At 39.1% G+C, this 19,794-nt stretch carries 18 protein-coding genes; 17 read left to right on the top strand and 1 reads right to left on the bottom strand.

Annotated elements, in window-relative coordinates; genetic code table 11:
* Window positions 1–32 precede the first annotated feature (32 nt).
* On the bottom strand, window positions 33–512 hold the full coding sequence (locus tag LC033_RS03885) for an N-acetyltransferase (protein WP_226566952.1): 480 nt from the start codon (window positions 510–512) through the stop codon (window positions 33–35).
* A gap of 211 nt (window positions 513–723) precedes the next feature.
* On the opposite strand from LC033_RS03885, the gene LC033_RS03880 reads away from it, so the two are divergent.
* The 17 genes from LC033_RS03880 to LC033_RS03800 all read left to right on the top strand — a co-directional run bounded on the left by LC033_RS03880 (window position 724) and on the right by LC033_RS03800 (window position 19,718).
* Window positions 724–1,623 (top strand): 2-dehydropantoate 2-reductase, encoded by a 900-nt coding sequence (locus LC033_RS03880; protein WP_226566951.1) that lies wholly within the window; start codon window positions 724–726, stop codon window positions 1,621–1,623.
* Window positions 1,624–1,688: 65 nt separating this feature from the next.
* On the top strand, window positions 1,689–3,308 hold the full coding sequence (gene bshC, locus LC033_RS03875) for a bacillithiol biosynthesis cysteine-adding enzyme BshC (protein WP_226566950.1): 1,620 nt from the start codon (window positions 1,689–1,691) through the stop codon (window positions 3,306–3,308).
* 126 nt (window positions 3,309–3,434) lie between these two features.
* The gene (gene mraZ / locus LC033_RS03870; RefSeq protein WP_226566949.1) at window positions 3,435–3,866 is read left to right on the top strand and encodes a division/cell wall cluster transcriptional repressor MraZ; all 432 of its coding nucleotides are present in this window, start codon (window positions 3,435–3,437) and stop codon (window positions 3,864–3,866) included.
* A 66-nt stretch (window positions 3,867–3,932) separates the two neighbouring features.
* Complete coding sequence (rsmH, locus tag LC033_RS03865; RefSeq protein WP_226566948.1) at window positions 3,933–4,865, top strand: 16S rRNA (cytosine(1402)-N(4))-methyltransferase RsmH; 933 nt, start codon at window positions 3,933–3,935, stop codon at window positions 4,863–4,865.
* 36 nt (window positions 4,866–4,901) lie between these two features.
* Entirely contained in the window at window positions 4,902–5,249 is a 348-nt protein-coding gene (gene ftsL / locus LC033_RS03860) for a cell division protein FtsL (protein ID WP_226566947.1), read from the top strand.
* A 7-nt stretch (window positions 5,250–5,256) separates the two neighbouring features.
* Complete coding sequence (locus LC033_RS03855) at window positions 5,257–7,407, top strand: penicillin-binding protein (protein ID WP_226566970.1); 2,151 nt, start codon at window positions 5,257–5,259, stop codon at window positions 7,405–7,407.
* Between the two features lie 126 nt (window positions 7,408–7,533).
* On the top strand, window positions 7,534–9,453 hold the full coding sequence (locus LC033_RS03850; protein WP_226566946.1) for a stage V sporulation protein D: 1,920 nt from the start codon (window positions 7,534–7,536) through the stop codon (window positions 9,451–9,453).
* Window positions 9,454–9,664: 211 nt separating this feature from the next.
* On the top strand, window positions 9,665–11,140 hold the full coding sequence (locus LC033_RS03845) for a UDP-N-acetylmuramoyl-L-alanyl-D-glutamate--2,6-diaminopimelate ligase (protein ID WP_226566945.1): 1,476 nt from the start codon (window positions 9,665–9,667) through the stop codon (window positions 11,138–11,140).
* A gap of 135 nt (window positions 11,141–11,275) precedes the next feature.
* On the top strand, window positions 11,276–12,250 hold the full coding sequence (gene mraY, locus LC033_RS03840; RefSeq protein WP_226566944.1) for a phospho-N-acetylmuramoyl-pentapeptide-transferase: 975 nt from the start codon (window positions 11,276–11,278) through the stop codon (window positions 12,248–12,250).
* A gap of 9 nt (window positions 12,251–12,259) precedes the next feature.
* The gene (gene murD, locus LC033_RS03835) at window positions 12,260–13,606 is read left to right on the top strand and encodes a UDP-N-acetylmuramoyl-L-alanine--D-glutamate ligase (protein WP_376776400.1); all 1,347 of its coding nucleotides are present in this window, start codon (window positions 12,260–12,262) and stop codon (window positions 13,604–13,606) included.
* A gap of 59 nt (window positions 13,607–13,665) precedes the next feature.
* Window positions 13,666–14,766, top strand: a complete 1,101-nt coding sequence (gene spoVE / locus LC033_RS03830; RefSeq protein ID WP_226566942.1) for a stage V sporulation protein E — start codon at window positions 13,666–13,668, stop codon at window positions 14,764–14,766.
* 198 nt (window positions 14,767–14,964) lie between these two features.
* Window positions 14,965–16,059 carry an undecaprenyldiphospho-muramoylpentapeptide beta-N-acetylglucosaminyltransferase gene (gene murG / locus LC033_RS03825; protein WP_226566941.1) on the top strand — a complete coding sequence of 365 codons (1,095 nt, stop codon included), beginning with the start codon at window positions 14,965–14,967 and terminating at the stop codon, window positions 16,057–16,059.
* A 31-nt stretch (window positions 16,060–16,090) separates the two neighbouring features.
* A complete protein-coding gene (murB, locus tag LC033_RS03820; protein WP_226566940.1) occupies window positions 16,091–17,002 on the top strand; it encodes a UDP-N-acetylmuramate dehydrogenase in 912 nt (303 codons plus the stop codon).
* Window positions 17,003–17,138: 136 nt separating this feature from the next.
* The gene (locus LC033_RS03815; RefSeq protein WP_226566939.1) at window positions 17,139–17,918 is read left to right on the top strand and encodes a cell division protein FtsQ/DivIB; all 780 of its coding nucleotides are present in this window, start codon (window positions 17,139–17,141) and stop codon (window positions 17,916–17,918) included.
* Window positions 17,915–18,604 carry a DUF881 domain-containing protein gene (locus LC033_RS03810; protein WP_226566938.1) on the top strand — a complete coding sequence of 230 codons (690 nt, stop codon included), beginning with the start codon at window positions 17,915–17,917 and terminating at the stop codon, window positions 18,602–18,604. Before LC033_RS03815 ends, LC033_RS03810 begins: the two co-directional genes overlap by 4 nt.
* 20 nt (window positions 18,605–18,624) lie before the next feature.
* On the top strand, window positions 18,625–19,350 hold the full coding sequence (locus LC033_RS03805) for a DUF881 domain-containing protein (protein ID WP_226566937.1): 726 nt from the start codon (window positions 18,625–18,627) through the stop codon (window positions 19,348–19,350).
* Window positions 19,350–19,718 carry a small basic family protein gene (locus tag LC033_RS03800; protein ID WP_226566936.1) on the top strand — a complete coding sequence of 123 codons (369 nt, stop codon included), beginning with the start codon at window positions 19,350–19,352 and terminating at the stop codon, window positions 19,716–19,718. The genes LC033_RS03805 and LC033_RS03800 overlap by 1 nt, the downstream gene beginning before the upstream one ends.
* Window positions 19,719–19,794 lie beyond the last annotated feature (76 nt).

The raw sequence follows: 19,794 nt of genomic DNA, 5'->3' as shown, positions 1-19,794 counted from the left end.
ATGAAAGGAGGGGCGTTTTTTGTCATCAACCGTTAAGCTGACTCTCCTGTTTTCTTTTGGATATGCGCAGGCTCCCAAATGAGTGGATTTTCACCTTTATCGCGTTCCATATCATATTTCACCGCTTCAAAGCCCATTTTATCCCAAAAACCAGCAGATTTGACGCGTGGATTTGTACGAATTGGCAGTCCGAAAGATTTTGCGAATTCAACAAGTGCTTCTCCATATCCTTTACGCTGATACCCAGGGAGCACTTCTAGCTTCCACAGCTCTAAATAATCATGATTATGGTCAAAATACGTAGTCGTCGAGCCATCAACTTGATATAAGCTCATACGTGCCACAAGCTTATCTCCAAAGTAAATCCCGTAAAATGGAGAATTGCTGTCATTTTCAATCATATTACTTTCAAGGTCTTCAAGCATTGAAAGTTCTTGAATGCCATATTCCTTAAATTGTTTAAATTCCTCTAATGTTTTGTAATTAATTAGAAGACGCTTTACTTGTGTCATGTGATCTTCCCCCTTACACACAATAATGTCGACAGTGATGTCGTTGAAGGCGTTTTCACCCCATCCGCCTAAAAAAGTTTTTACACTTATTATTATAGTTTTTAAATTAAAAAAATTCAATCATGCTGCGCTTTCTGCTTTTTGCATCATGACATATAACTGGTAAAATAGTTGATATGATGAAGTAAACAGAAAAAGGGAAGTGCGGCAGTTGAAAATTGGAATCATTGGCGGGGGTGCGATTGGTCTGCTTTGTGCCAGTTATTTATCACAGCACCATGACATCACCCTATTTACAAGAAGAAAAGAACAGGCAGAAGAAATTCGAGCGTCAGGAATTGAACGAACGGTGAGAGGAGAAACGTTTCGAGCAATAGTCGATGCACAGACAGGGGTAACAGGAATATTTGATTTACTCATTGTGACGGTGAAATATCATCAACTGCAAGATGTATTGGGTGAACTATCGACATTACCTCGTCAGCGGATTTTATTTTTACAGAACGGGATGGCCCATCTATTAGACTTAAAGAATTGGGAAGTGGCCCATCAATTATATATAGGGGTGGTAGAGCATGGCGCGATGAAGATGTCAGATCATGCAGTTAACCATACAGGCATTGGTGTAATTAAATGGGGGGCATTTCATCATGAGGCAACAGCAGATATTAGTGATGAATTGAATGAAGTATCAACTCACTTTCAAATGGTCTACACAGCTAAATGGAAAAAGGTGCTGGAGGAAAAACTGCTTGTCAATGTCTGTATAAATCCACTGACGGCTTTATTGCATGTGAAAAATGGGGAGCTGATCTCAAATCCATCATATGAATACATGATGCGATGTGCATTTGATGAGGCGGTTTCTATTCTAGATAGTACTGAGAAAGATCGGCTCTGGGCCCATGTAATCTCTATATGTGATAAAACGGCTGCCAATCATTCATCGATGGTTCAAGATGTCGTGAAAGGACGCCAAACGGAAAGAAAAGCCATCGTTGGCTATCTTTTGGAAAAGGCTCAAGCTCAAGGGATTCATGCCCCGCATCTTACTTTCTTCAATAGAATCTTGGAAGTATTGGAAAAAAAGCAAACAAAATCTTTTGAGTGAGCTCATTTACATGCTATACTTTTTTCGGGAAACTAACTATTTATTGAAGAAAGGAAGTTCTAAACATGCAATTGACTGAACTTTCCATCCGAAGTCAGAATTTATTCATACGTGATTATATAGAAGAAAAAAAAGAGATGACGGCTTTTTTTGATTATAATATACATTCTGAGCATACATGGAAAAAGAGATACGACGATCTCATGGAAAGGAGCTTCCCTCGTGAGGCTTTAGCCGATTATATGAGTGCATATCATGCAAAGTTTGAATCGGCAGCTATGAGGTATAACATTGAAAAGATTCGTGATGAACGGAGTGTCATGGTGGTTGGAGGGCAGCAGGCAGGCCTATTAACAGGGCCGCTTTATACCATACATAAAATCATTTCGATAATTAAGTTTGCAAAAGAAAAAGAGTCAGAGCTTGGAGTTCCTGTGATTCCGGTCTTTTGGGTAGCTGGGGAAGATCATGACGTAGACGAAATAAATGCTGTGTATACGTCTGGCGAAAAAGGTCCAGTCAAACAAAAGCTGCCCTTACATAGCGTAAAAAAAACTGCTGCGAAAAGAACACCGCTGGATCAAGAGAAAACAGAGAAATGGCTTCGTGATGTATTTTCAACCTATGAGGAATCTGCTTACACAAATGACTTGCTTGATCAACTTCTTCGATGTTTACGCAAATCAGAAACGTTTACTGATTTCTTTGAATGGATTGTTTCCGAGCTTTTTGAAGAAGATGGGCTGCTGCTATTTAATTCAGGAGACTTAGGGGTCAAACCACTTGAGCGTATGTTATTCAAGCACATTGTACAGACAAATGATGCGATCACAACTCGCTTACATGAAACGCAGGCTGCCATGAAGAAAGCGGGGTATCATCCAATTATTGAAGCTGGTGACCACCAGGCAAACCTGTTTTACGAATATGATGAGGAGCGTTTCCTGATTGAAAAAGAGCAGCAACAGTTTTCTGTATCAGAAGTGGGTCTTACTTGGACAAAGGAAGAGCTTTTGCAGGAAGTCGAGGAGCACCCAGAGCGGTTTAGCAACAATGTGGTGACGCGCCCATTGATGCAGGAAACTCTCCTCCCAACACTAGCTTTTATGGCAGGTCACGGTGAAGTGAACTATTGGGGAGAGCTAAAAGGAATCGTTGAGCACTTTGAGTTAAAGATGGCACCTGTTCTTCCAAGACTTCATGTGACCATTCTTGAAAGGCACATTGACAAGAAACTGCCGATGAGAGAGCTGTCGGTAGAAGAAGTGCTGACAAATGGAGTGAAAGAAAAGAAGGACGCGCACTTTCAGCAAAGTCTTCCAGACAGCTTCGTTCAATCGGTTTATCATGCGAAACGTGAATTAGCGATTGTTCATGAGGCGATGAGACAAGAAGCGTTAGAGATTGAACCGAGCTTTGAGCAGATGCTGGATAAAAATGCCCAATTTATTGAAGACCAACTTCAATTTGTCTATCATAAGGTCGCTCAGCGTGTTGAAGAGAAGGAAGGATATATCCTTCGCGACTTTGAACGGATTGAAAATAGTTTAAAACCTCTTGACGCACCACAAGAAAGAATTTGGAATATCATGTATTTTTTAAACAAATATGGTCCAGAATTCTTCAAAACATTCAAAAATCTGCCATTTTCATTTCGAAACAAGCAACAAATTGTCAAACTTTGAAATAAAGTTTTAATGAACCCTGAATAGTTCAGGGTTTTTTTTTATGTAGAAACAGTGTAAAATAAGTTTTGTGGAGAGAAGTGGTGGATAGTGGAGAGTAAGGGTGAGAAAGTGGGGCTCTGAATCATGTTCATGGGTGAATACCAACATACGATTGATATAAAAGGGCGCATGATCATCCCTGCTAAATTTAGAGATGGTCTCGGAGAACAGTTTGTGCTGACGAGAGGGCTTGATCAATGTTTATTTGGCTACCCTATGAGTGAGTGGAAACTAATCGAAGAGAAGCTCAAAGCACTTCCGCTAACGAAAAAAGATGCACGTGCGTTTACCCGGTTTTTCTTCTCTGGCGCAGTCGAATGCGAGCTGGACAAGCAGGGACGCATAAATATCGCATCAAACCTACTCCAATATGCAAAACTCGAAAAAGAATGTGTGGTCATCGGCGTTTCAAATCGAATTGAGTTGTGGAGTAAGTCGATCTGGGAACAATATACAGAAGAGCAAGAAGATTCATTTGCTGAAATTGCTGAAAACATGATTGGATTTGATATATAATAATCCCTTGTGCAGCAAGCTTTCTACACATTCATTTTTATTTGAAAAAGGTGGGACCATAACATCATGTTTCAACATGAGACAGTATTATTAAAAGAAACAGTTGACGGTTTAAATGTCAAAGAAGACGGTACTTATGTGGACTGCACGCTAGGTGGCGCAGGTCATAGCTCATACTTACTATCTCAATTATCAGAAAAAGGTACATTTATTGGATTTGACCAAGACGACGCTGCACTGGATCATGCACGAAAGAAGCTCGCGGATGCAAAAGCGAACATTCTTTTCATAAAAAGCAACTTCCTATATTTAAAAGAACGCCTGAATGAACAAGGCATAACAAGCGTAGACGGTGTGATTTTTGATCTTGGGGTTTCATCTCCTCAGCTCGACACCCCAGAGAGAGGTTTTAGTTATCATCATGATGCACCTCTTGACATGCGAATGGATCAATCAGCTGCATTGTCAGCTAAACAAGTGGTGAATGAATGGCCATTTGAAGATCTAATTCGGATTTTCTACAAATATGGGGAAGAAAAATTCAGCAAGCAAATCGCACGCAAAATTGAAGAAGCTAGAAAAAAAGCGCTAATTGAAACAACTGGTCAACTTGTAGACATTATCAAAGAAGGAATTCCTGCACCTGCAAGACGAACTGGCGGACATCCAGCGAAAAGGGTGTTTCAAGCGATCCGAATTGCCGTAAATGACGAATTGAAAGTATTTGAAGAAGCACTAGAACAAGCAGTAGAGTTACTCAATCCGAAGGGGAGAATTTCTGTCATTACATTCCATTCACTTGAAGATCGGATATGTAAAAGTACATTTAAAGAGATGTCTTCTCTTCCAGAACTTCCGCACGGACTACCAGTGATTCCAGAAGGACTTGAACCAAAACTGAAGCTGATCACAAGAAAACCGATCGTCGCATCAGAACAAGAGCTGGAACATAACAACCGTGCCCGTTCAGCGAAGCTCCGAATTGCAGAAAAAAAGTAAACGACACCATAGATGATAATAAAAAGGAGGTTTCTTATGAGTAATTTGGCTTACCAAAGAGAAGTAAAGCAATATCAAACAGAGCAGCAAGGCCAATCGGTTGTCATTAGAAGAAGAGGTCCTATTACTCTTGGTGAAAAAATCTTATTTGTCATGTTTGTCATGGCTCTTATGTGCAGCTCCATTCTCATCATTTCTAAAGCCTTTGCTGTCTATCACACAAATATCGAAGTGCAGAAATTAGAACAGCAAGTGTCATTAGAATCGAAAAAGATTACAGAGCTACAAAAGGAAAAAGACCTGCTGAGTGAACCAGAGAGAATTATTGAAGCCGCTAAAAAAGCAGGCTTAAGCATATCGAAAGATGTTAAGAAGGTCGATTAACATGGCGATGCCCAAAAAGAATAAAATGATGAACAGAGGCGCGGCAATTGCGAGTATTTGCTTCGCCCTGTTTTTCTTTATCATCCTTGCACGTTTTATTTATATTCAGATTACTGGAACGGTTGATGGACAAGTGTTAGCCGCAAAGGCAAATGAACAATATCAATCGAAGAAAACACTTGAAGCCAAAAGAGGATCAATATTAGACCGAAATGGAAAAGTAATTGCAGAGGATACATCTGTTTATAAGCTCATTGCGATCATGAGCAAGAAAATGACGGTGGATCCAAAGCATCCGATGCATGTCGTCGACAAAGAAAAGACAGCAAAAGAGCTGTCAAAAGTAATTGATATGAGCGAAAGTGAAATTTTAAAGCGTCTGAATACAAAGGATGCGTTCCAAGTCGAGTTTGGCAGAGCCGGGAAGGATATTAGTTTTTCAGCAAAGGAAAAAATTGAGAAGCTAAAGCTTCCTGGGATCGCCTTTGAAAAAGATACAAAGCGGTATTATCCAAACGGCATGTTTGCTTCTAACTTAATCGGTTATGCTAGATTAGATGAAGCAACCAAGGACATGTCAGGTGCGATGGGTCTTGAAAAGGCGCTGAATAAATATTTAAAAGAAAAAGACGGCTATGTTACGTATAATAGTGACAGAAGCGGTTGGGCTCTTCCAAATAGCAAAGAAGACATTGTCGCCCCGAAGGATGGGAAAAACGTCACGTTAACGATCGATCAAAAAATTCAGGCGTTTCTTGAAGAAAGTATGACGCAGGTCGCTAAAAAATATAAGCCGAAGAAAATCATTGCAACAGTCGTTGATCCGAAAACTGGAAAAGTTCTCGCTATGGGACAGCGGCCAAGTTTTAATTTAAATGAACTCGACATTACGAATTATAACAATGATGTCATTTCATATGCGTTTGAGCCTGGTTCAACGATGAAAATCTTTACACTCGCTGCAGCGATCCAAGAAGGGGTATACCAAGGAAGTGACAATTATCAATCTGGTACTTATAGAGTAGGCGGCGACCTTGTAAGAGACCACAACAACGGAAATGGCTGGGGGGAAATTGATTTTCATGAAGGTGTTCTTCGTTCGTCAAACGTGGCCTTTGCGAAGCTGGCAAAGGAAAAGTTAGGCTTCACGCGATACGAACAATACTTGCAAAAATTCCATTTTCATGACAAAACGGGAATAGACTTGCCGAACGAAGCGTCTAGTAAAATCAATTACAGATATGAATATGACAAAGCATCGACTGCTTATGGTCAAGCGTCCGCCATTACACCAATTCAACAAATTAAAGCAGCTACAGCTATTGCAAACGGCGGAACGATGATGAAGCCATATGTAATCGACCATATTACAGACCCGAACACAAATAAAACGATCTTGCAGCACGAACCAACAGTGGCTGGAAAACCGATTTCTTCTGATACAGCCATGCAAGTTCGTGACATTTTAGGTGAGGTTGTTTCATCGAAAATTGGTACAGGTCAGCCGTATCAAATCAAAGGCTTTGACGTCGCTGGAAAAACAGGAACAGGACAAATTGGCGGGGCCGGCGGTTACCTCCAAGGCAGAAACGATTACGTTTTTTCGTTTATGGGTATGGCGCCAAAGGATGATCCGAAGCTACTTGTTTATGTGGCCGTACAACAGCCTCAGTTATCTGAAACACAAACAGGCTCTGCCCCAGTTTCGGAAATCTTTAACCCTGTTATGAAAAATAGTCTGCTCTATTTAAATATCGCACCAACGAAAACAGGCGATAAAACATCAGGCGAACAAAAGGTAAAACAAGAAACAATGCCTTCATTCCTAGATTTAGAAGTGAAGCAGGCAGAAACCGAAGCCAAAAATAAAAACTTAACTCCTGTTGTCATTGGCGATGGTCTATCCATTAAACGCCAGTGGCCGAGTGCAGGCTCTGAATTCTCTGAAAGCCAGAAAGTCTTTTTGAAAACAGCAGGAAAAACCATTAAGATGCCTGATATGACGGGCTGGTCCAGAAGGGAAGTACTTCAATATGCGTCCATTTCCGGTGTGCATATAGAAACAAATGGTCAAGGATATGCTGTCAAACAAAGTGTGAAAAGTGGAGCAAAGATTTCAGATAAAGTCGTCACTGTGACTTTTAAAAGCCCAAATTAAATGCAAAACCTAGCAAATCGTTGCTAGGTTTTTTCTTTTGTTGTGTAGGGAGACACTTAGACCGTTCTATAAAAGGACGGGCCTGCATATCATGGAAACAAGCCATATGTAAGGAGTGAACCGGGCGTGCGAGTGTCAAGTGTAACAGTGAGAAAACGATTGCTTTTCGTGCTGCTGTTTGGGGTGATCATTTTTTTTATTATAGATACTAGATTAGGTTATGTACAGTTTATTATGGGCGAAAAGCTGACAAGCTTAGCAAAAGATTCATGGAGCCGTAACCTCCCATTTGAACCCGAACGAGGGGATATTTTGGACCGGAATGGGGTAGAGCTTGCAACGAACAAAAGTGCTCCATCCATTTTGGCTGTGCCTCGCCAAATTAAAGACCCAGCAGAAACAAGCAAGAAACTAGCGGCCGTGCTTAATATGTCTGAGGAGAAAGCGTACAAGCACGTTACCAAGAAAACATCAATAGAGCGAATTTCTCCAGAGGGTAGAAAAGTATCTCATGAAAAAGCCAAAGAAGTGAGAAAGCTTGATTTAGATGGGATTTATGTAGCAGAAGACAGTATCAGACATTATCCATTTGGAAGCTTCTTATCACATGTATTAGGTTTTGCTGGAATTGATAATCAAGGCTTACTTGGACTGGAAGCTTACTATGATGATGACCTAAAAGGTGAAAAAGGATCTGTGAAATTCTATTCTGATGCAAAAGGACAAAAAATGCCAGATGAAGCAGATGATTATACACCGCCTAAAGATGGTCTTGATATGAAATTAACGGTCGATTCTAAAGTACAAACCATCATTGAACGAGAATTAGACAATGCACAGGCAAAATATAATCCAGATGGCATGATCGCCATTGCAATGAACCCGAAAAATGGTGAAGTGCTAGGAATGTCAAGCAGACCTGATTTTGATCCAGCTGACTATCAATCAGTTGATCCGAAAGTGTTTAACCGGAATTTACCGGTTTGGAGCACATATGAGCCGGGATCGACGTTTAAAATCATTACACTCGCAGCAGCATTAGAAGAAAATAAAGTAAATTTAAAACGCGACCATTTTTTTGACAGCGGATCTGTGACAGTGGATGGAGCAAGACTCAGATGCTGGAAAAAAGGCGGGCATGGATCACAGTCATTTTTAGAAGTGGTTCAAAACTCCTGTAACCCAGGATTTGTAGAGTTAGGTGAGCGTCTTGGAAAAGATAAATTATTTTCCTATATTAAAAATTTTGGCTTTGGACAAAAAACTGGAATCGACCTTCAAGGAGAAGGGAGAGGTATTTTGTTCCCTCTTGATCGTGTAGGTCCTGTAGAGCAGGCAACAACTGCCTTTGGTCAAGGTGTATCCGTAACACCGATTCAGCAAGTAGCCGCAGTGGCTGCAGCGGTAAATGGTGGAACGCTTTACACACCTTATATTGCAAAAGAATGGATGGATCCGACCACAAAAGAGGTAGTGAAAAAGCAATCACCTATTGCTAAGAAGAAAGTGATTTCAAATGAGACCTCAAAAGAAATCAGATATGCACTTGAAAGTGTAGTAGCTCAAGGTACTGGGCGAAATGCATTTGTTGAAGGGTATCGGGTTGGTGGGAAAACCGGAACAGCACAGAAGGTAAAAGACGGTAAGTATATGGAAAATAACCACATTGTGTCATTTATCGGATTTGCCCCTGCTGATGATCCGAGCATCGTTGTATATGTAGCCGTTGATAACCCAAAGGGCACGATCCAATTTGGTGGTACAGTAACAGCACCAATCGTCGGCCATATTATGCGCGATAGCCTGCCTGAGATGGGTGTAAAAAAAAGAACAGGACAAATTGAAAAGAAGTACCAGTGGCTGGACACAAAAACCATTGAGATACCGAATCTTGTAGGGGGATCTGTTTCTGACCTTGAATCACTCCTCATTAACTTAAAGATCGATGCGTCAGGAACTGGCAGTAAAGTTGTGAAGCAATCGCCTGCTGCCGGTACAAAAGTAAAAGAAGGCTCCACGATCAGACTATACTTAAACGACGAATAATAAAGAATGAACAGAGGGTAGCCGCACTCATTCGGCTACTTCTTTCTGTTGAAAGGGATGGACAGTTTTAAAAAATGAGCATAAAGTGTGTTTTTTCCAAGAGAAACTTAAGGAATTCGCTGGATGTATCCTTTTTTTTACGATAAAATATAGACTGTGTGTTTTTTTCACAAGACATGCACGTGAACGAATTTGAGAGGTTTGATATGAAATGAAATTACAGGAACTCCTTACATACTTTAAAAATGAAAACAACGAATCAATAAACGAAAATCCCGATATCACTTCCATTGAAATGGATTCAAGAGAGGTAAAAAAAGGGAGCCTTTTTGTCTGTATAAAAGGCTATACAGTAGATGGACATGATTACGCTGAAAAAGCGGTGAAAAGCGGAGCTGCTGCTATTGTAGCAGAACACCCTCTTAACATAACAGATGTACCAGTCATTATTGTGAAACACTCTCAAAGAGCACTTGCAAGAATAGCTGATGCGTTTTACAGGCAGCCATCGCATAAACTAAATCTAATAGGTATCACTGGAACAAACGGGAAAACCTCAACAACACACATGATAGAGCAAATGATGAGAAAAGCCGATAAGAAAACAGGCTTAATTGGTACGATGTATATGAAGGTGAACGATGAAATCCTTGAAGTCAAAAATACAACACCAGAGAGTGTCACCCTTCAAAAAACCTTTAAACAGATGCTTGATCGAGATGTAGACACAGCTATTATGGAAGTATCATCACATGCATTGCATCTTGGCCGGGTTCATGGATGTGATTATGATATTGCCGTTTTCACAAATCTTACGCAAGATCATCTAGACTACCACAATACAATGGAAGAATACAAACACGCGAAAAGCTTGCTATTCTCCCAGCTAGGAAGTGCCTTTCAGCATGATAAGCCAAAGCATGCCATTTTAAATGCCGATGATGAAGCTTCAAGTTATTTTGAGAAAGTCACAGGTGCTGAAATCATGACTTATGGCTTAGAGCAAGAAGCAGATGTGATGGCAAAGAATATTCAAATTAAGCCAAAGGGAACACAATTTGATTTGATCACACCAATTGGCACAAAAAATGTGACAGTTGCCCTCATTGGGAAGTTCAATGTGTATAATATCCTGGCTTGTGTATCAGTAGGCATTGTATCCGGCTTATCATTTAATATGATCGTCAGTGCAATTGAAGAACTGGAGGGAATCAAAGGAAGATTTGAACTTGTGAACTGTGATCAAGACTTCCCTGTCATCATTGACTATGCGCACACACCTGACAGCTTAGAAAATGTACTCACAACGTGTAGAGAATTAACAGAAGGTAGAATTTTCTGCGTGATAGGATGCGGTGGGGACCGTGATAAAACAAAGCGCCCACAAATGGCCCAAATCGCTGTGAAATATGCAGATGAGCCCGTATTTACATCAGACAACCCAAGAAGTGAAGATCCAACAGCTATTCTCAAAGACATGGAAAATGGAGTGCCAGAAGCATATTATCATAGCATTGTGAATCGTAAACAAGCGATCTTTTTTGCGATTGCCAATGCCAACAAAGGCGATACAGTCTTAATAGCGGGAAAAGGCCACGAGACGTACCAAATTATTGGCGATCAAGTCTACGACTTTGATGATGCAAAGGTTGCAGTGGACGCTATTTTAGATCTAAACAAATCTTAAAATGATGAAAAGAGTGTAATGTAATGGAGCATTTTGTACAAAAACAACATATGAAAGACACGAATGAATATCATAAAAATGAATGCTATTTTCTGATGGAAAACGGCTTTGGAAATTCGGAAGGAGTAAAGAACGATGCTTGAACAGGTAATATTGTTTACAATTATAATGGGATTTTTAATCAGTGTTCTTTTATCCCCGATTTTTATTCCGTTTTTAAGAAGGCTTAAATTTGGCCAGAGTATTAGAGAAGAAGGCCCACAGTCTCACCAAAAGAAATCAGGTACCCCAACAATGGGTGGAATTATGATTATCTTTTCTATCACGATTACAACGATTGTGATGATCAACAAATTCTCTGAAATTAGTCCAGAAATGTTTTTACTTCTATTTGTCACACTTGGCTATGGTTTATTAGGATTTTTAGATGATTATATTAAAGTAGCGATGAAGCGGAATCTTGGATTAACGTCAAAACAGAAATTGGTCGGTCAAATTGTGATTGCCGTGGTATTTTATGCAGTCTTCCATTATTATCAGTTTGCAACTACGATACGCATTCCAGGCACGGATGTGAGCTTTGATTTAGGATGGGCTTACTTTATCCTCGTTATTTTCATGCTTGTCGGTGGTTCTAATGCGGTGAACTTAACGGATGGACTTGATGGTCTATTATCTGGAACAGCTGCTATTGCTTTCGGAGCTTTTGCAATACTGGCTTGGAATCAATCTCAATATGATGTGGCAATCTTTTCTGTCGCTGTCGCTGGAGCCGTCCTTGGTTTCCTTGTCTTTAATGCGCACCCTGCAAAAGTATTTATGGGTGATACAGGATCCCTGGCTTTAGGCGGTGCCATTGTAGCGATTTCGATCTTAACGAAACTTGAAATTTTACTCGTCATTATTGGAGGAGTATTTGTTGTTGAAACGTTATCCGTTATTCTTCAAGTCATCTCCTTTAAAACAACTGGAAAAAGAATCTTTAAGATGAGCCCGCTTCACCATCACTATGAGTTAGTTGGCTGGTCTGAGTGGAGAGTGGTTGTCACCTTCTGGACAGCTGGTTTATTGCTTGCTGTTTTAGGAATTTACATCGAGGTGTGGTTATAATTGAATAAGATGCAAATGTTAAAAAACGAACATGTACTAGTACTAGGTCTTGCAAAAAGCGGATATGCGGCAGCCTCAATTCTTCACGAATACGGAGTAAATGTAACGGTAAATGATCAAAAATCGTTTGAAGAAAATGAGCCTGCTCAGCTACTTTCTGAAAAGGGGATTGATGTCATTTGTGGCTCTCATCCTCTTCGTATGTTCGATGATAAAGAAATTACGGTTTTAATTAAAAACCCTGGAATTCCTTATGAGAATGTGATGGTCCAAGAGGCGATTCGCCGCCAAATTCCAGTTTGGACTGAAATAGAATTAGCTTATTATTTGACCTCATCTCCTTTTATTGGAATAACCGGATCGAATGGAAAAACCACTACCACCACATTGATTTATGAAATGCTCAAAAAAGATAGTCAAAAAACGCTAGTAGCAGGTAATATTGGAACGGTTGCAAGTGAAGTCGCTGCAAATGCAGAAGATGATGAATGGATCGTTACTGAGCTCTCTTCCTTTCAATTAATGGGAACAGTTGAATTCAGACCCAAAATCAGCTTAATATTAAATATTTTTGACGCACATTTAGACTATCACCACACTCGTGAAGAATACGAAAAAGCAAAGCAGAAAGTGTACGCACATCAACATGAAAATGACATAGCTGTAATAAATTTAGATGATCCATCTGTCGTCAAATTAGCAGAAGGATCAAAAGCGAAAAAAATGTTTTTTTCGGTAAAAGAGCCAGTAAAATATGGAGCTTTTATAAAAGATGGTGCTATCTACTATATGAATGAACATGTCATCGACTTGAAGGATGTTGTCCTTCCTGGTGAGCATAACCTAGAAAATATTCTGGCAGCCATTTGTGTTGTGAAAAATGCAGGCTGTTCAAATGAAGCGATTGTCCACGTTCTCACAACATTTAGTGGAGTAAAGCATCGTTTGCAGTTTGTGGATACGATTCAAAGTAGAAAATTTTATAACGATAGTAAAGCGACAAATATACTTGCTACAAGTAAAGCATTATCAGCCTTCGAACAGCCGACCATTTTACTAGTGGGCGGACTAGATCGAGGCAATGAATTTGATGAATTAAAACCTTTTATGAATAATGTGAAAGGAATTATCACATTTGGTGAGACTGCACCTAAGTTTGTGAAGCTTGGTGAAGAGCTGGGAATACATCACGTAAAACATGTCGATAATGTTGAACAAGCAGTACCTGCGGCGTTTAGCATATCTGAAGAAGAAGACGTGATTTTATTGTCTCCAGCTTGTGCAAGCTGGGATCAACATAAAACATTTGAAGAACGTGGAGACATGTTTGTAAACGCCGTGCATATGCTTAAATAAGGGCTTGTCTCTCATATGACTGACAGCCCAAATGAAATTATGCTTGGGGTGTCGGTCTCTTGACGAATAAGAAAACTTCTCCGGATTTTTTGCTTGTTGTCATTACGTTACTTTTATTGACGATTGGTTTAATTATGGTGTACAGTGCAAGTGCTGTGTGGGCATCGTATAAATTTGATGATTCGTTTTATTTTGCAAAAAGACAGCTTTTGTTTGCTGGAATCGGAGTTATCGCGATGTTTTTCATTATGCGAGTCGATTATTGGACGTGGCGGACTTGGTCAAAGATATTGATTGCTTTTTGTTTTCTTCTCCTATTGCTCGTACTCATTCCTGGGATCGGTATGGAGAGAAATGGATCAAGAAGCTGGATCGGTGTCGGTGCGTTTAGTATTCAGCCCTCTGAATTTATGAAGCTTGCGATGATTGCGTTTCTTGCAAAATTCTTATCTGAAAAGCAAAAGAATATCACGTCTTTCCGTAAAGGCTTTGCGCCAGCGTTAGGCATTGTATTTTCTGCATTTGCCATCATTATGCTGCAACCAGATTTGGGTACAGGAACGGTAATGGTTGGAACCTGTATTATTATGATATTTGTTTCAGGTGCGAGAATTGCTCACTTTATCTTTCTCGGTCTTTTAGGGCTTAGCGGATTTACTGCACTTGTTTTATCAGCACCCTATCGAATAAAACGAATCACTTCTTATTTAAATCCTTGGGAGGATCCACTAGGCAGCGGGTTTCAAATTATCCAATCCTTATACGCTGTTGGTCCAGGCGGTTTGTTTGGAATGGGTCTTGGTCAAAGTAGACAAAAATTCTTCTATTTGCCTGAGCCTCAAACGGACTTTATCTTTGCGATATTGTCTGAAGAACTCGGCTTTATAGGCGGATCGCTCATTTTGTTACTCTTTAGTGTTCTGTTATGGAGAGGCATACGAATAGCACTTGGAGCACCAGACTTATACGGAAGTTTCTTAGCAGTAGGCATCATTTCAATGGTTGCTATTCAAGTAATGATTAATATCGCAGTTGTCACTGGTCTTATCCCTGTGACAGGTATCACGCTCCCATTCTTAAGTTATGGAGGCTCATCACTGACATTAATGCTGATGGCCATTGGCGTGCTTTTGAATGTAAGCAGGTACGCTAGATACTAATGTGCTGCTAGTTCATCAAACCATATAGACTTTTATTTTGCAAAAGTATAAAAAAATGATTTGAAGAGTGAAAATGGCAGTTTCTGTTTCGAAAACATGATGTTTGACTCTTCTTTACAGGTTTTGACGGAGCCCTGTTGTTTAAAACAGGGTTTATACTTTGTTCAGAGCAAAAAAAAATTGAGGGGAAATGGTATAATGCGTATAGTTATTAGTGGAGGCGGAACAGGCGGACATATTTATCCGGCGCTAGCTTTTATTAAAGAAGTGAAAAGACTGCATCCTGATGTGGAATTTTTATATATTGGTACTGAGAATGGGCTTGAAAAGAAAATTGTAGAAAGAGAAAATATACCTTTTAAGTCAATTGAAATTTCAGGTTTTAAAAGAAAGCTTTCCTTTGATAATGTAAAAACGGTGATGAGATTCCTAAAGGGAGTTCAAAAAAGCAAAGCTTATTTAAAAGAGTTTAAGCCAGATGCTGTCATTGGAACAGGAGGCTATGTATGTGGTCCTGTCGTTTATGCGGCTTCTAAGCTGAAAATACCGACCATTATTCACGAACAAAATAGCCTGCCTGGTATCACCAATAAGTTTCTGGCGAGATATGTTAATAAGGTAGCCATCTGCTTTGAAGAAGCAAAGGAACATTTTCCTTCTGAAAAGGTTGTTTTTACGGGAAACCCAAGAGCCTCTGAAGTCGTCTCTATTAAAGAGGGGAAATCCCTTAAAGAGTTCGGGCTGGATGAGAAGAAAAAAACGGTTCTCATTTTTGGCGGGAGCAGAGGTGCAGCTCCAATCAATCAAGCAGTGATTGACATGCAAGATGAATTAAAGGCAAAGAACTACCAGCTTTTATATATTACAGGTGAGGTTCATTATGAAAAAGTGCTGAACGAATTAAAAGAAAAAAGTGCAGCACCGAATATGATCACAAAGCCTTTCTTGCATCAAATGCCGGAGTATTTAAAATCAATTGATGTCATTGTTGCAAGAGCAGGAGCGACAACGATTGCTGAAGTCACAGCTCTTGGAATACCGACTATTTTCATTCCAAGTCCATACGTGACGGCAAATCATCAGGAAATCAATGCGAGATCACTTGAAAAGCATGATGCTGCTATCGTATTAAGAGAATCAGAGCTTTCAGGAAATCGATTGTTGCATGCAATTGATGAAGTTGCTGGTAATGAAGAGAAACTAAACCAAATGAGCCGTTTAACGAAAGAACTCGGAGTTCCAGATGCGGCCACACGTTTATATAATGTGTTAAAAGAAATTGTGACTAGATGAGTGAATGATAATAGGTAAAGCGGAGGGTAATATGGAGAACTTGAAGAATGAATTATTAGAAGCGCAGGTTGGTAAAGTGCTTGAAAATGAGCCGCTTGCAAATCATACGACTATGAAAATTGGTGGGCCAGCAGATCTATTGGTTATCCCAAAAGATGTTAACGCAGTCAAAACGATTATGGATCATGTAAAAAAACAGCATGCGAATTGGACGGTCATTGGGAGAGGGTCTAATTTACTTGTACTTGATAAAGGAATTCGTGGTGTGGTTTTGAAGTTAGGTGCAGGACTGGATCATTTAACTGTTCATGAAGAAGAAATTACAGTTGGCGGCGGATATTCTATTGTACGACTTGCAACTTCTCTTAGTAAGCAGGGTCTTTCAGGATTGGAATTTGCAGCCGGTATCCCGGGATCGATTGGTGGTGCTGTTTATATGAATGCAGGGGCACATGGGTCAGATATCAGTAACATTCTTGTGAAAGCTAGAATCTTATTTGAAGATGGAAGTATTGAATGGTTAACGAATGAGCAAATGAACTTTAGCTATCGAACTTCTGTACTTCAAAAAGAACGACCAGGCATTGTCCTTGAAGCAGTGTTCAAGCTCAAACAGAATGATCGCAAGAAAATTACAAAAAAAATGCAGCAAAATAAAGACTATCGCAAGGAAACACAGCCCTATAATCGACCTTGTGCAGGCAGTATTTTTCGGAATCCATTACCTGAATATGCAGGACAGCTTGTAGAAAAGGCGAATTTAAAAGGATATCAGATTGGTGGAGCAAGAATTTCTGATATGCATGGAAACTTTATTGTCAACGCTGGTGGCGCAACGGCTCAAGATGTGTTGGACTTAATTCAGTACATTCAAAACAAAATTAAAGAAGACTACAATGTGGATATGCATACAGAAGTAGAGATTATTGGTGAAGCAAATTAAAAGCTAGTTTTTATGAATGATGGCATCGCAGGCAAACAAACGGCATTCTTTCATGCCGTTTGTTTTCTAATCAAAATGAGATAAGCATTGACCCAAAGGTGTGGACAAGCAGCTTTGAATGAGGTGAAGAGTATATATGCGGCCTGATCATGAAAATGAAAAGATCGTCAATATAGAAGAGCGAATTCCTAAAATTAAAGAACAAAGAAAGCAGAAAGCGAATCGGAGACTGATTTCTTTTATTCTGTTGTTTTTTATCATGGTTTTAATCATTATTTATTTGCAAACACCTATTAGTAAAGTTTCTTCTTTAACCATTACGGGTAACGAGCATTTATCAACAAAACAGCTTGCTAATCTTTCACAAATTAAAGAAGGCGAGACAGAGTTTTGGAATTTAAATAAAGATGTAACAGCAGATCATATTAAGCAAAATCAACTAATTAAAAGTGTCACTATTAAAAAACATTTTCCTAATAAGGTCAGTATTGATGTAAAGGAATATTCAAACATTGCGTATCTTCAAAAGGGAAATCTATATTATGAGCTTCTTGAAAATGGGACAACTTTACCAGATGAAGTAACGCCAAGTCAGGCAGGACCTATTTTTGTCGATTGGGACAATAAAGAGAAATTGAAGCAAACAGTTAGATCTTTGAATAAACTGCCAGTCTCTATTCAGGAACTCATCTCAGAAGCGTATTATGTGCCAACAAGTTCAAATCAGTGGCTTGTGAAATTTTATATGAATGATGGAAACACTGTAATCGCATCAATTAAAACATTCGCCGATAAAATGAAAACCTATCCAGCCATTGTTAAAGAACTTTCCTCATCTGAGAAAGGCATTATTCATATGGAAGTAGCGACGTATTTTGAAGCTTTCAAGTCTAGAAAAAAGGAAGATGAACATTGAGAGGCAAAACAGTGATATTCTCAATTGTGATGCTTGTTCTTGGGTTTCTGATTTCTTTTTCATATCAATATACCAAGCAACATCAGGCAGATGTCAATCGAACAGAACAATGGAAAAAAGAATATTCATTGAAAAGTCAGCAGACAAAGCAAGAAAAGGAAAATCAGAAACTCGAAAAAGAACTATATAACCTTCAAACAAAGGTTCAAGCGATAGAGTCCAGTTTAAAGAATGAAAAAGAGCAGTATTTTAATGTTTTGGAAGATGTTGAAAAATATAGAATGTTTACTGGGGAAATAGGTGTAAAAGGGAAAGGAATAAAAGTATCTCTTGAAGATGCATCTTATATCCCGAGTGGAAAAAATGTAAATAATTACATTGTTCATGAGAGCCACATTTTTCATGTGATAAACGAATTGTTTATATCAGGGGCATCTGCTGTATCGATTAATGGACAAAGAATTACACACCAATCATCCATACATTGTAACGGCCCAGTTGTCACAGTTGATGGAGTTCAGCATCCAGCGCCTTTTGTCATATCTGCTATCGGTGATCCTGCTGTATTAATACCTGCTTTAAATATTGTAGGTGGGGTGGTTGATCAACTGACAAGTGATCACATTTCAATGACAATTGAAAAAAAGGATATTCGCATGAATCCTCTTTTAAGAAACAAAGATTAAAAGTGAAAAGGTGAGTGGTGTTGAGGAAAAAAAAGCCTTTACTTAGTTTGACTGCTTTGATGGTGATATTTGGCGTGATGGTCTCCATCCAATTTAACTCATTAAAAAAGCCTGAAATTCGTGATACTCGCGATGTTTGGGAATTAAGAGAGGATTTATCCGCTTCCAAAAATAAAGAATTGGATTTGTTGAAAGAGATTGATAAATATGACGAGATGCTGAAAAAGTATGGTAAGCAAGAAGATCAATCAAAAGAAGCACAACTAACAAAAACGTTAAAGGATTTAAAAGAAAAGGCTGGTTTTACAGAGGTAGTGGGGGAAGGAATTGAAGTTGAAATCACTCAGCTCTTTTCCAAGGATCTGACCGGAGAAGAAGTCAAAAATATTCCTCCTGACCTTTTCAAAAAATTAATAAACGAAGCCAATATGTTTGGGGCGAAACATATCTCTATTAATGGCCACAGAGTAATTAATACAAGTGTCATTCGAGATATTAATGGTACAACGAAAATGGATGGCTACAGCTTAGATGGAGATGTCGTCACTATTAAGATGATTAGCCAGCAGGCCGACAAATTGTATAGCCGTTTAAATGTAACAGATATTGGCGATTTGTTCGCTCAAGAAAATTTCAGCTTGAGTATTAGTCAGCCGAAGAAAAAAATTCACTTAAAAGCATATGACGGTGCAATTCAATTAAACGAATTGAAGCCTCTTGACGATGTAAAGGAGGGAAAATCTTAATGTGGCTTCCTGTACTTGGTTTAATTATAGGAGTTGCGATCGGTTTCTTAACTAATTTTACGATACCGAATGAGTATTCTAACTATCTTTCCCTTGCTGTGCTTGCTGCGCTTGATACTTTGGTTGGTGGAATTCGAGCACATCTGCAAGGGGCATACGATGAACTCGTGTTTGTATCAGGCTTCTTCTTTAATATTATACTAGCAATAAGTTTAGCTTTTCTGGGCGTCCATCTTGGTGTAGACTTGTATTTAGTCGGAATGTTTGCGTTCGGCGTTAGGTTGTTTCAAAATATAGCAGTTATTCGAAGAATTCTACTAACTAAATGGACAATTTCTAGAGAAAAAAAGAAAAAAAGTGAGTCATAAAAAAGGATATACATATGATGTAACGAATATTTTCAGTAATCCTAATAAAAAATGTTGATTTTTTAAGTTCTGTTAC

Source organism: Bacillus stratosphericus (genome assembly GCF_020524495.1).
GTDB lineage: Bacteria > Bacillota > Bacilli > Bacillales > Bacillaceae > Bacillus > Bacillus stratosphericus_B.
Note: the sequence above shows the minus strand (reverse complement) of the source record. Positions and strands in the feature narration are given on the sequence as shown.